Source organism: Chloroflexus sp. (genome assembly GCF_049970315.1).
Taxonomy (GTDB): Bacteria; Chloroflexota; Chloroflexia; order Chloroflexales; family Chloroflexaceae; genus Chloroflexus.
In genome coordinates this window covers 86,169-98,100 of sequence record NZ_JBMFNE010000003.1, presented here as the reverse complement: position 1 = coordinate 98,100, position 11,932 = coordinate 86,169, and the positions used below count along the sequence as shown (strand labels likewise).

Sequence of the window (11,932 nt, the reverse complement as noted above, 5' to 3'; positions counted from 1 at the left end):
GACTAGAGGTCTTGCATCTTACATCGTGATTGTAGGGATGTGACATCGTTGCATTTAGCTCGTAGTTATACGCCATGGTGTGCTGTAATCTATAATATACCGTCGGTATATATAGGTCATATCCCAAACTCATCATAACACTTTGCGCCTTTGCGTTAGCGCCTCTACGTTAAGATGTCAGCGGCGCGAGACGGATTCGCGCCGCCGTTGCCAGAAACGAAAGGATTTTTCCGTGAGTGAGCAAGTGTACGATCTGGTCGTGCTAGGATCAGGGCCGGGCGGCTATGTTGCTGCCATTCGCGCTGCCCAACTCGGTATGAAGACGGCGATTGTCGAGGTCAATGCGCTCGGTGGCGTGTGTCTGAATATCGGCTGCATCCCAACCAAAGCGTTGCTCCATAGCGCCGATCTGCTCGAAGAAGTGAAAGAGGCAAAACGCTTCGGGATTACCGTAGAAAACGTGGTCTTCGAGCTGGCCGGTGCGATGAAACACAAAGACGCGGTTGTCAAGCAGAGCACCGACGGCGTCGCCTTCTTGATGAAGAAGAACAAGATCGAGGTGGTTGCCGGACGTGGTCGCTTGATCGGTCGTGGTCAAGTGCATGTGCAGTTGAATGAAGGTGGCGAGCGAGTGCTTGCCGCCAAGTACATCATCGTCGCCACCGGTGGTCGCCCGCGGCCCTTCCCCGGCGTGCCGTTTGACGGCGAGCGCGTGCTCTCTTCGACCGATATGCTCAACCTGAAGTCGGTACCGGCGAGTTTTCTCGCGATTGGCGCCGGTGCGATTGGGGTTGAGTTTGCCTCAATGTTCCGTTCGTTTGGCAGCGAAGTGACGATTGTCGAGGCCTTGCCGCGCATCGTTCCCAACGAAGACGAAGAGGTCAGCGCCGAGTTAACCAAAGCCTTCCAGCGCCGTGGGATTAAGACGCTGGCCGGCGCCAAGGTCGAGAGCATTGATGTTGGTGGCGAGCAGGTGGTGGTAACGGTGCTCGATAGCGCCGGCAAACCGCAGCAGATTGCCGTCGAGAAGCTTCTCGTCTCGATCGGTATCGCTCCCAACACCGAGAACATCGGTCTCGAAGAGGTAGGGGTCAAGGTCAATAGCCGCGGCTTCATCGCGACCGACGGCTTCCTGCGCACCAGCGCTGAGGGGGTCTACGCAATCGGCGACTGCACTGCCAACACGCCATGGCTGGCGCACAAGGCCAGCGCCGAAGGCATTCTGGCCGTCGAGCATATGGCCGGCCATCACGTCACCCCGCTCGATTACGGTAAGATTGCTGCTTGCACCTACTGTAATCCCGAAATCGCCAGCGTCGGCCTGACTGAAGTCAAAGCCCGCGAACGCGGCTATCAGGTGAAAGTAGGGAAGTTCCCCTTCTCGGCCAACGGTAAGGCCCGTGTGTTGGGGCAGACCCGCTTTGGCTTTGTGAAGTTAGTGGCCGATGCCCAATATGGTGAAATCCTGGGCGTTCACATGATCGGCCCGCGGGTGACCGAGATGATTGCCGAAGGCGGGATTGCCCTCAGTCACGAGGCGACCGGTGAGAGTATGATGCAGACCATCCATGCCCACCCGACGCTCTACGAAGCGATCGGTGAGGCAGCGCATGCCTTAGTGCATGGCGCGCCGATCCATTTGTAGGGTGTCGTTGATCGCAGCGAGCGCCGAGGACACAGCGCGCTTAGCCGCACTAAGTGCCCGGCGCTCGTTTGCGTGTGGCATGGTTTGTCCTGTCCTTGCTGTCATTACGGGGGTACTGCCCATCTGTCATTGCGAGGGCGCGTAGCGCCCGAAGCAATCCCCCACTTCAGCGGAAGGCATGCCTGAATGGGTGCAACCCGTGCGCGAAGGAGATGGCTTCGCCGCGCTCCGCTCGGCTCGCAATGATAAGGGGAGATCGGGCGTAGCCCATCTGTCATTGCGAGGGCGCGCAGCGCCCGAAGCAATCCCCCATTTCAGCGCTAATAGTCAATAGATCTTAAGCACGTGTTAACCCCTCTCGCCCCAATCGCATGCTCGGCCTCATATCGCATTGCGGTATCATGACCGGCGGCAGGCTCACTGCCGCCAGTCTCGTTCTCTTGCCCAAAACTAGAATGACGTTGTATGCGCCAACGAATGTTCTTGCTAACGCTTATCGTGATCCTCGCCGGCTGCGGCCAGTCCTTCATTCCCGAACCAACGCTGGCCCCTGCCGGTGCGCCGGTGCAAGTGCAATACCTACTCCCACCTACCTTTGCCGATGAATACGATGTCTTGCCCGAACCAGCGCCGGTGGCCGATGAGCAAGGCTTTCTGGTCGCTATCCGTCCGCGCGGCGGCACAGTGACCATCACCATCGGCGGCGGCGCGCCGGCCCGCACCGTGTGGGAGCAGAACCAGCCGGTGGCGGGGAGTGATCGGGTGAAGCCCTATCTGTTGCGCGGTGCGCGTGGGGTGAAGGTGATCGACCCCGGCCTGGTGACCATGGCGTGGGTGGCCGATGGGGTACCCTATTTCGTCTCGGTGACAACCATAGACGACAAGACAGTCGAGGTCTTCACCAATGCGCTGGCCGTCTACGATCTGAACGCGTGGCGGAGCCGGGTCGGGAAATAGCAAGACAGGGAGTGGCAAACGTGCCACTCCCTACTCCTTCTCTGCTGCGGCTTGCATCAGTTCCCACAGCACAGCCACATCGGTGTGCTCGGTTAGCTCGGCGCCAATGCTGATGCGCACCATCCAGCGTCCATCGAGGATCGCAGGGGTCAGGTATGCCGCACCGCTGGCATTAATCGCGCCGACCCAGCGCAGGGTATGGCGGTCGAGATCTTCACCACTCAGGCCCGGCGGTTCATGGCGGACGCAGACCGTCTGTAACGATACCGGCGCTAATCGACGCCATTCAGGCGCTGCATCAACCTGCGTGGCTAGCCAGTGAGCGTTCGCAATGTCGCGACGAAGCCGAGCGCGCAACCCCTCGGCCCCTTCGCAGCGCAGCAGAAAGTAGAGCTTGAGCGCGCGGAAGCGCCGGCCCAACGGGATGCCCCAGTCGCGATAGTTGGTGACAGCGCCGTCGGCGCTGGTTTGCAGATAGCTAGGGTTGGTTGACATCACTCTGATAAGATGCTGCGGATCGCGCACGTAGTAGAGTGAGCAATCGAAAGCGGCTCCCAGCCATTTGTGCGGATTGAGGACGAGGCTATCGGCCTGCTCGATCCCCTGCCAGAGATAGCGACATTCGGGTAAGATCATCGCCGAGCCGGCCATTGCTGCATCAACGTGGAGCCAAATCCCCTCACGCCGGCACACTTCGCCAATCGGTTCGAGTGGATCGCAGGCGGTGGTAGCCGTTGCGCCGATACTGGCCACCACTGCGCACGGCACGCGACCGGCGGCGCGGTCGGCGGCGATAGCATCGGTGAGGGCGTCCACGCGCAGGGCGAAGGTGTCGTCAACCGGCAACAGGCGGAGGTTGTCGCGGCCAAAACCGGCCAAGAGCGCTGCTTTCTCGACCGAGCTATGGCTTTGGGTTGAGGTATAGACAACGAGCGGAGAGGAGAGGGATTGCAATCCACCACGCACTTGGGCATGGTCAGAGGAACGCTCGCGGGCACAGAGCAACGCCACCAGCGTACTGGTGCTCGCCGTATCCTGGATCACCCCGCGCCACGCCTCGCTCAACCCCAACAACTGCCGCATCCAATCGGTCGTCAGCTCTTCCAACTCAGTGAGAGGCGGGCTAGCCTGCCAATTCAAACCCAATTGACCGAGACCACCACTGAGAAAATCACCCAACAGTGAAGCGAGGCTCGCGTTGGCCGGAAAATAGCCGAAAAAACGGGGATGTTGCCAGTTTGATAAACCGGGGATGATCAGACGTTCCACATCGGCAAGGATCGCTTCTGGTGGTTCCGGCTGTTCCGGTGGAGTGGGCGGCAACTGACTGCGAAACTCGCCAGGACGTAACTGAGACCAGACTGGACGGCTGGCGATGGTGGCGCGATAATCGGCGATCAGGTCGATAATCTGGTAGCCAATACGGCGGAATTCGTCAGGATGCATAATCGTCTGCTCACAAGAACGTACACAAAAGCGAATACGATACCATTCCCAATAATGACTAGCCGGTTGCCGGAGTGCTTTGCCTTGAAGTCATCTCATAAAAGATGCCTGAGCAAGATGATCATACAGCCGAGTTGCACAAAGCCAAGGAAGTTCTCCCCATGACGTTCATAGCGCAAGACCGGCCGCCGGAAATAGCCCAACCAAGCAAACAAGCGCTCAATCTTCCAACGCCTCGTGGAGCGCCGCAGGTTGCGCCCATCCGGTGTCTTCGGTCGTCGCCGGTTGCGACGATGCGGAGCAATCATCTCGATGCCCCGCTCTGCCAAACGCCTGTCCAACCGGTCACGGTCATCAGCACAGTCTCCCAGCAACCTTCGCGGCAGGTCTGAGGCACACGATGCCTCCAGCGTCGTTTCGACCAAGGTCACTTCATGCGGGCGAGCACGGGTGATGGATACGGAGAGAGGACGATCGGCGCCGTCTGCCATTGCTATGCGCTTCGCACCGTTGCCCCGCGTGGTCGTTCCCACCCCGAGGCCCCCTTTTTTGTCACCACAAAGGTGTCATCGATGCACCATTCTTCGCGGTCCAGCCCCCTCGCTCTTTCAGGTCCTTGACCGGCGCTCGCTCCTCCATGACCCCCATCTGCACCCACCGCTGGAAACGTCGGTGGCAGGTCTGGGATGGTGGATATCGCGCGGGCACATCCTTCCAGGGTGCATCGCTCGGCAGTATCCCAAGGATACCATTACGCACGTCCCGAGGCAAGCGCCGTGGTTGGCCACGCCTGGGCTTTGGGATTCGTTCCTCCTCAGGAGTCAGCGGCTCGATGATGGCCCATTGTTCATCGGTCAGATCCATCGTGCTCACCCCCCATCGTAAGGATCAGCACTATTATCTCACAGCAACCAATGTATGAGATAACTTCTTGTACCCGATGCGTGATCACAGGTGATCACAGGTGTCAGGTGCAGAACGCAAAGGCGTAGTGACGCACAGCATCATTCACCTTTCTGCGCCACCAGCAGACGTTCTGGGCGAAGCATAACCAAGTCTTGATCGAGACCGTGGCGGAGCACGTCGATGCGGTCGCAGGCCGCGACCAGATGGGCTGCGGGAACATAGCTCAGATGGAACGGAAACAGACTCGTGGCATCGAGGAGGCTTCTCAGCACCACCGAACCATGAGGATAAGCGTGCAAGAAGGCCTCCGCTAACCATGCGATGACCTCCACCTGATCGATGGTGCGCGTCAGCCCGGCGGTATAGATACCTTTTGCCGCTGATAATGCCTTCAGAACTTCCCAATCGACAAAGCTGCGGAGGACTCGTTGGACTGCTCTGGATACGGTATCGCGTTCCCCGTAGTGTTTGCGCACGCGGCGCTGTACTTGACCGGCAGTGACGGATCCCTGGAGTCTGAGTAGTCGCCCGACCTGTGCTGCGACGTTACTCCAGAACGGGTACGCTGCCATCGTCATTCCCCAGTGGATTGCGATATGTTCCTCGCGCGGAAGCTGGGCGAGAAGGTTAAGACCTTCTCGCCGAAGGGGAAGTAGCTCGTGAGGTGGTCGCACCCAAATCTTCATCAGGATGGTGATGACCTTCTCGCGATTACTGCGTTTAGCGTTCCCGCCGATAGATAGTTTGTCTTTAAGCAGCTCTTGGAGGTCATGGTAAATGGCGGCATCATCATTTCCGGCAAGCACGAGGTTTGCCGTGCGCTCTAGCCATTCCAGACAAACCCGCTGACTGAAACCGATCTGGTTCAGGCGACGGCATGCATTTTCCTCAAAAGATACAATGTATCAGCAAAAATGCCGAGACAAAGTACCATGTGTTTACCGATAACCGGAGACGCCCCCTTGACCGGGCGGACTCCATCTGAGTACGTGGCGCGGGTAAGCGCCGGACATGAGTCCAATAGCTATTTGATCTCCGTTTGCTGCGGTAGCAATAGGAGAACGTCTCATGGCGGAGCAAAACGTAAAAGACCGATTCTCCGCAGGGCATCTTGTTAACAAATAAACCGCCGATACCGGCGGTTTATTTGTTGGCTCCCCAACCTGGATTCGAACCAGGAACCCGCTGATTAACAGTCAGCTGCTCTACCGTTGAGCTATTGGGGATTGACTTCGGCTGAGAGTATAGCACATGTCGGCAAAACGTGCAAGTGGCTGGTCAAACGAGCGGCGAAGCAGGCTTTGTCGCTTTCTGAAGCGAAACATGCCGCCGATGCGCATGTTAGATTAGATAAGTGTTGGCGTTTTCGCTGCAACTTGGCGGTGTTGGCCCGGCAGCAGCGATGCTCTGGGCAACGTTGCCGAAAAACGGAGCACAGCCGTTGGTTGATTCGGCTGCGCTCACGTATGGTAATATGCCGGCAGTGGTTTACTCGGCGTTGTTGTTGTGGCCATTGCGCTCGGCTTCGTAGCGTTCGGCCAGTTCGCGTAGAGCCGTAAACAATTCTACATCGATCAGAACACCGGCAGGATAGCCTTTCTGGGTTACAATAATCGGTTGATGGGTTGATTGTGAGCGCTTGATCAGCGCGGCAAGTGATGATGCCGCCTTCGAGATTGGCACAACGCCTTGGCGCAGATCGACATTGAGCAGGTTTTTGGTGATTTCGGACATCTGATACTCCATTTCATGAAATAACACGAACGTTCTTTACCCTGATCCCTAGGTGCGACCGTTGGGATGACAAATATAGAACAATGTAGACATATTATCTACTATGACCCGCAAACATAGCGGGTCAAAACCGCTACAAACAGAAAACATACGAATCCACATCAGTATACCGTATTGTGTGCTAAATTTCAACTCTAGGGTGAGTCATCTTTGTTAGGAATATATGGTCAAAACACTAATCGTTCATCATGGTCAGCTCGAATTACCGGTATTTTTACCTGATGCTACCTTTGGTACTGTTCGTTCCGTTGATAGTCGTGATGTCGCCGAGGCCGGGATTACTGCGCTGGTGATGAATGTCTTTCATCTGATGCAGCGTCCTGGGAGTTCGACGATCCATGCGCTCGGCGGGTTGCACCGGATGGCGGCGTGGAATGGCCCAATTGTGACCGACAGTGGTGGTTTTCAGGCGTACTCGTTGATCCGAAACAATCCGAAACAGGGAAAAATCTCCGATCAGGGTTTGGTATTTCAGCCAGAGGGTGCCGAACGGTCATTTCACCTAACGCCTGAGAAGAGTATTCAGCTTCAGTTGAGCTACGGGGCCGATATTGTCATCTGTCTCGACGATTGCACGCATGTTGATGATCCGCCGGCCGAGCAGCGTCGTTCGGTTGAACGAACCGTGCGCTGGGCGCAGCGATGTCGGGCCGAGTTTGATCGTCAATTGGCGCAACGGCGATGGAGTGGGCCACCGCCGCTCATCTTTGCGGTAGTGCAGGGTGGTGGCGATCTCCAGCTCCGGGCCGAATGTGCTGCTGCGTTGCTGGAAGTCGGCTTCGATGGGTTTGGGTTTGGCGGGTGGCCGCTCGATACGCAGGGAAACCTGTTGCACGAGATGTTGGCGTTTACCCGTGCCCAGATTCCGGCCCACTATCCGATGCATGCGCTTGGTGTCGGTCATCCGGCGAGTGTGGTCGCTTGTGCGCGGATGGGCTACGAGATGTTCGACAGTGCGCTCCCAACCCGTGATGCCCGCCAGGGCCGATTGTTGGCGTTTACCACCGATCCACACCATCCCGGCTTTCGGTTAGCGGGTGAGTGGTTTACCTACGTCTACCTTGCCGACCGGAAACATATTAAGGCCGATCACCCAATTTCGCCGGGATGCACCTGCTTTACGTGCCGTCACTACAGTCTTGGCTATCTGCACCATCTACACAAGATCGGCGAGACGTTGGCATTGCGGTTGGCGACGATCCACAATTTGCACTTTATGGCTCAATTAATGGCGTTGATCCGTCGTGAACGTCATGAGGAAGACGGCAATGGAGCAAGCTGATCCCCGCCTTGCCACGTTGGTGGCGGCGGTACAAGCCGGTGCGAGCTATCGCTCAATCGCTGTCGGTGTCATCGAACGAGTGGGGCGTGAGTCGCTCCAGCGCTACCCCTCGCTGAAGGCAGCGATTAAAGCGACCAAAACCCGCTTGCACCAGATGATCGGTGCGTATACCGAAGATCGCCCGCCGTATCGGCAATGGCTGACGGAGTTGCAGCAGGCGGCAGATGAGATGGCACGCAAGGCGGTATGTCGGCGTTTGTTAGCCGGCCATGCCTCGACCCGCGAACGATTGCCGGTCCTCGAATACCTCTACCCGGCCTGCTTCGGTGATTCGCCACCGCAGCGCGTACTCGATGTGGGGTGTGGACTGCATCCCCTCACTGTGCCGTGGATGCATCTGCCACCGAACGCCTATTACGCGGCCTACGATGTTGATACAGCGCTCTGCGCGTTTTTGCATGAGGCGCTGCCGTTGCTGGGTGTGCAAGGCGAAGCCGCTATCTGCGATTTGATGTTAGGGCCGCCGCCGGTGTCGGCTGACGTTGCGCTCGTTTTGAAAACGATCCCGCTACTCGAACAACAACGGCGCGGCGCCGGCGCCGATCTCCTGCGCGCCATCCAGGCGCCCCGACTGGTGGTTTCGTTCCCCACGCGCAGTTTGGGTGGGCGCAATGTGGGCATGGCGACAACCTACCGTGGCTACATGGATGCACTGATCGCCGCCGAAGGTTGGTCGCCCCGGGTTATCGAGTTGCCCAACGAGCTGGTGTTTGTGATCGAGCGTCACACTCCCTCCCGTTCGCGGATGTAGGCTAACAAATTGCGGCACGCCGTCTCGATCAAACGGTACACTTCATCGAAGCGACCGTTGTAGTAGGGATCAGGTACCTCGTCAACGCCTAATTCCGGTGCAAAACTCAACAACAGCTTTGCGCGTTCGCGGGCCTTGGGGTGAAAATGCGCCAGATCGGCCAGATTCTCGCGATCCATGACCAGAATGTAATCGAACTGGTCAATATCAGCCGAGCGCACCTGCCGCGCCCGTATCCCGGCGGTGGAAATATGGTGACGGGTCAGTACCCGCTGCGTCCCCGGATGTGGCGGCTCACCGATATGCCAGCCGCCGGTACCGGCAGAATCGATCTCGAAACGGTCTTGGAGGCCGGCTTCGGTGACCAAATGGCGAAACACGGCTTCGGCCATCGGTGAGCGACAAATATTACCCATACAGACAAATAACACTCGGATGTTACGCGACATATACTCCTCGTTGTGGTTAGTATCGAATCTGAGCCATCCTCACGATGGTGACCGGGCAGCACCCAAGCCCTCACAGGTTATATTGCCGGTGTTCCCACGCGAGATGGCTCGTCGGCCAGTGCCTTCATCACAGCGTCGGCCACTTCATCGATCCGGCGCACGTGGCGAAACGATGCCGCGTGTGGTCCGATGACGAGTAATGGCGTGGGAGCAGTCGTATGGCTCTTCGTGCTCGCCTGTTCGATATTGCCATGATCTGACGTAACAAGCAAGGTGTCGATGGATCGCCGAGCGCGGAGCCAACCCTCGAGTAAGCCGTCAATCCGGCTCAGAGCAATCGTTACGCCGCGGGGGCCGAGCCGACCGTGTCCGGCGAGATCGGGGAGAAAACATTCAAAAAAGACGAGATCGTAGTCCAATGCAAACTGGGCTAATCGCTCACCGGCGAGCTGGGGGCTGATTGGTGGGATCGTCGTGGCATCTGGATCGTGCGCCGCCAACCCTTCACCGGTAATGTCCCAACTGAGCGCTTGCCCGGCGCGCAGATCGTTCAAATCGCGCAGATACAAACCGGCGCCTTCAGCAGCGATCATGCTGGCCGAACGACGCAAGCGACGGGTGGCCAACGCCTGCCAGTAGCCGGTGGTGAAGACATTGACAAAGGCGACCCGTTTGCCCTGCAACCGGGCGCGCCGGAAGAGCGAACGCTCGGCTAATAATGGACGCAACGCCACCGGTGGAAAGTGAGGTTGATGATGACCGTGTAACGCCGGTGCGTTCACACCGACCAAAAGGGCAACGTGATTTGTCCCACTTTGAGGCAAGCCGTCTACTCCCAAACAGGCATCGAGTGGCGCGAGCAACAGCTCATCGCGGTAACCGATCTGTTCAGTGGTGAGCGGACCGCGCAATAGCTGCCGGATGGTCGGCATAGGTACCTGCGCGAGCGGGTTATCGGCGGTGGTCGGCGCTAAGCCGACTCCATCCAAGAAGACAAATGTCAACGCCATACAACAACCTGTTTACCGTCTTCGTTGCTATTATAGCCGGAATAAGATAGTTAGAACTTCTAAATAAAATGACACACCATAGATAATGCCCGTAGATGAACATCCGAATCACTTTGTGAAAAATGTTGACAGGTTCACCATCATCGCCTATAATTGCCAGCATTGTAAAACATGTCTCGACTTCCGCGACGGGTACTCCACAGACTGGAACGGTAACGACGGCCTTGGAGCACGTATCAAGCAGCGGAGCCGATGGCTCGCGCCCATCTCGTAATCTGCACGTAAAAATGATGTTGCGCGGTCGCTCGCATCTCACCGCATTATGCGGGCCACGCGTTTTTTGCCCCGACGCGGAAGTTGTGACATAACGAAAAATCTCTTTGAGGAGGCTTTGTAGCATGTCTGTCCAGCCCGACCCTGTGACCCGGCAACATGAGGAAGATCTTGATTGGACCCAGTTGCTCGATGCGTATGATTATGCTCGCCCGCAGCGTGGTGAATTGCGCGAAGGCCTGATCATGCACATCGAAGAGAATGGCGTTCTGGTCTCGATTGGCACCAAGCGTGAAGGCATCATTCCGGCTCAAGATTTGCGCCAGATGGGCGAAGATTTTATCCATTCGCTGAAGGTTGGTGATACGGTTCAGGTGTATGTCCAAGAGCCGGAAAACCGCGACGGTGACCTGATCCTCTCGCTTTCGATGGTGCAGGTGGCGAAGGACTGGGAAGTTGCCGAGCAGCTTTTCCGCGATGGCGGCATCACGCGCTGCAAGGTGATCGGTTTCAACAAAGGCGGTTTGTTGGTACAGTTCAACCGCATCCGTGGCTTTGTGCCGGCTTCGCAAGTGGCGCAGTTGCACGGCCGTACCGCCGCCGATGAGCGACAGCATGCCTTGCAGAAGATGGTCAACCAGGAGATTCCGTTGAAGGTGATCGAGGTTGACCGTGAGCGCAACCGGCTCGTGCTCTCGGAGCGGGCCGCAACCCAAGAGTGGCGCAAGGCCCAAAAGCATCGCTTGCTCACCGAGTTGCAGCCGGGCGATGTGTTGGTCGGGAAGGTCAATCAGCTTACCAACTTCGGCGCGTTTATTGATTTGGGTGGCGCCGATGGGTTGGCCCACATCTCAGAACTGAGCTGGCAGCGGGTTAATCATCCGCGTGAGGTGCTCCAGCCCGGTCAAGAGGTGAAAGTGGTCGTCGTTGAGATTGACCGTGAGCGGGAACGGATCGGGTTGTCGATCCGCCAGTTGCAGGATAATCCATGGGAGACAATTGACCAGCGCTACACGCTTGGTCAGTTGGTGACCGGCCCGGTGACGAATGTGACACCCTTTGGGGCGTTTGTGCAGGTTGAAGAAGCGGTGGAAGGCTTGATCCACGCCAGTGAGCTTACAACCGACCCACAAGCTCAGCCGCGCGATGTGTTGCAACCCGGCCAGATCGTGACCGCGCGGGTGATTAGCCTCGACCGCCAGCGGCAGCGGATGGGGTTGTCGTTGCGCCGTATGAACGACGATGAGCCGTTGCCCGCTGCTGATGAGTCGTTGTCTGGACCCGATGCGCCGAGTGCGGCGCAAGAGCCATCGGTATAGGCGTAGGCATCCGCTCACCTTACCTCGGTAGAATCGGCAT

General features: G+C 57.6%; 12 protein-coding genes and 1 tRNA gene. 5 read left to right on the top strand and 8 right to left on the bottom strand.

Going from position 1 to position 11,932, the window contains the following annotated elements; genetic code table 11:
• Positions 1-232 precede the first annotated feature (232 nt).
• Together lpdA and ACP5OT_RS02965 are read left to right on the top strand one after the other, a co-directional pair.
• The gene (gene lpdA / locus ACP5OT_RS02970; RefSeq protein ID WP_424675052.1) at positions 233-1,645 is read left to right on the top strand and encodes a dihydrolipoyl dehydrogenase; all 1,413 of its coding nucleotides are present in this window, start codon (positions 233-235) and stop codon (positions 1,643-1,645) included.
• Positions 1,646-2,110: 465 nt separating this feature from the next.
• Positions 2,111-2,602 (top strand): hypothetical protein, encoded by a 492-nt coding sequence (locus tag ACP5OT_RS02965; RefSeq protein WP_424675051.1) that lies wholly within the window; start codon positions 2,111-2,113, stop codon positions 2,600-2,602.
• Positions 2,603-2,632: 30 nt separating this feature from the next.
• Here the strand turns inward: ACP5OT_RS02965 and ACP5OT_RS02960 are convergent, their stop codons facing one another.
• The 6 genes from ACP5OT_RS02960 to ACP5OT_RS02935 all read right to left on the bottom strand — a co-directional run bounded on the left by ACP5OT_RS02960 (position 2,633) and on the right by ACP5OT_RS02935 (position 6,688).
• Positions 2,633-4,048 carry a pyridoxal phosphate-dependent decarboxylase family protein gene (locus ACP5OT_RS02960; RefSeq protein WP_424675050.1) on the bottom strand — a complete coding sequence of 472 codons (1,416 nt, stop codon included), beginning with the start codon at positions 4,046-4,048 and terminating at the stop codon, positions 2,633-2,635.
• A 95-nt stretch (positions 4,049-4,143) separates the two neighbouring features.
• Positions 4,144-4,539, bottom strand: a complete 396-nt coding sequence (locus ACP5OT_RS02955) for a transposase (protein WP_424675049.1) — start codon at positions 4,537-4,539, stop codon at positions 4,144-4,146.
• A 61-nt stretch (positions 4,540-4,600) separates the two neighbouring features.
• Positions 4,601-4,912, bottom strand: coding sequence for a transposase (locus tag ACP5OT_RS02950; RefSeq protein ID WP_428131283.1), 312 nt, complete (start codon positions 4,910-4,912; stop codon positions 4,601-4,603).
• A gap of 140 nt (positions 4,913-5,052) precedes the next feature.
• Positions 5,053-5,856 (bottom strand): hypothetical protein, encoded by an 804-nt coding sequence (locus ACP5OT_RS02945; RefSeq protein ID WP_428131371.1) that lies wholly within the window; start codon positions 5,854-5,856, stop codon positions 5,053-5,055.
• Between the two features lie 249 nt (positions 5,857-6,105).
• Positions 6,106-6,180: transfer RNA gene (locus ACP5OT_RS02940), tRNA-Asn, on the bottom strand.
• 262 nt (positions 6,181-6,442) lie between these two features.
• Entirely contained in the window at positions 6,443-6,688 is a 246-nt protein-coding gene (locus ACP5OT_RS02935) for a type II toxin-antitoxin system Phd/YefM family antitoxin (RefSeq protein ID WP_424675047.1), read from the bottom strand.
• A gap of 223 nt (positions 6,689-6,911) precedes the next feature.
• On the opposite strand from ACP5OT_RS02935, the gene ACP5OT_RS02930 reads away from it, so the two are divergent.
• Together ACP5OT_RS02930 and ACP5OT_RS02925 are read left to right on the top strand one after the other, a co-directional pair.
• Positions 6,912-8,030 carry a tRNA-ribosyltransferase family protein gene (locus ACP5OT_RS02930; protein WP_424675046.1) on the top strand — a complete coding sequence of 373 codons (1,119 nt, stop codon included), beginning with the start codon at positions 6,912-6,914 and terminating at the stop codon, positions 8,028-8,030.
• Positions 8,017-8,841: a 16S rRNA methyltransferase gene (locus tag ACP5OT_RS02925; protein ID WP_424675045.1), complete on the top strand. Its 825-nt coding sequence runs from the start codon at positions 8,017-8,019 to the stop codon at positions 8,839-8,841. The genes ACP5OT_RS02930 and ACP5OT_RS02925 overlap by 14 nt, the downstream gene beginning before the upstream one ends.
• Here ACP5OT_RS02925 and ACP5OT_RS02920 read toward each other — a convergent pair.
• Positions 8,814-9,290: a low molecular weight protein-tyrosine-phosphatase gene (locus tag ACP5OT_RS02920; RefSeq protein WP_424675044.1), complete on the bottom strand. Its 477-nt coding sequence runs from the start codon at positions 9,288-9,290 to the stop codon at positions 8,814-8,816. The two genes, ACP5OT_RS02925 and ACP5OT_RS02920, sit on opposite strands and share 28 nt — an antisense overlap.
• A 77-nt stretch (positions 9,291-9,367) precedes the next feature.
• Entirely contained in the window at positions 9,368-10,300 is a 933-nt protein-coding gene (locus ACP5OT_RS02915) for a metalloenzyme (RefSeq protein WP_424675043.1), read from the bottom strand.
• Between the two features lie 398 nt (positions 10,301-10,698).
• On the opposite strand from ACP5OT_RS02915, the gene ACP5OT_RS02910 reads away from it, so the two are divergent.
• Positions 10,699-11,892: a 30S ribosomal protein S1 gene (locus tag ACP5OT_RS02910; RefSeq protein ID WP_424675042.1), complete on the top strand. Its 1,194-nt coding sequence runs from the start codon at positions 10,699-10,701 to the stop codon at positions 11,890-11,892.
• Positions 11,893-11,932 lie beyond the last annotated feature (40 nt).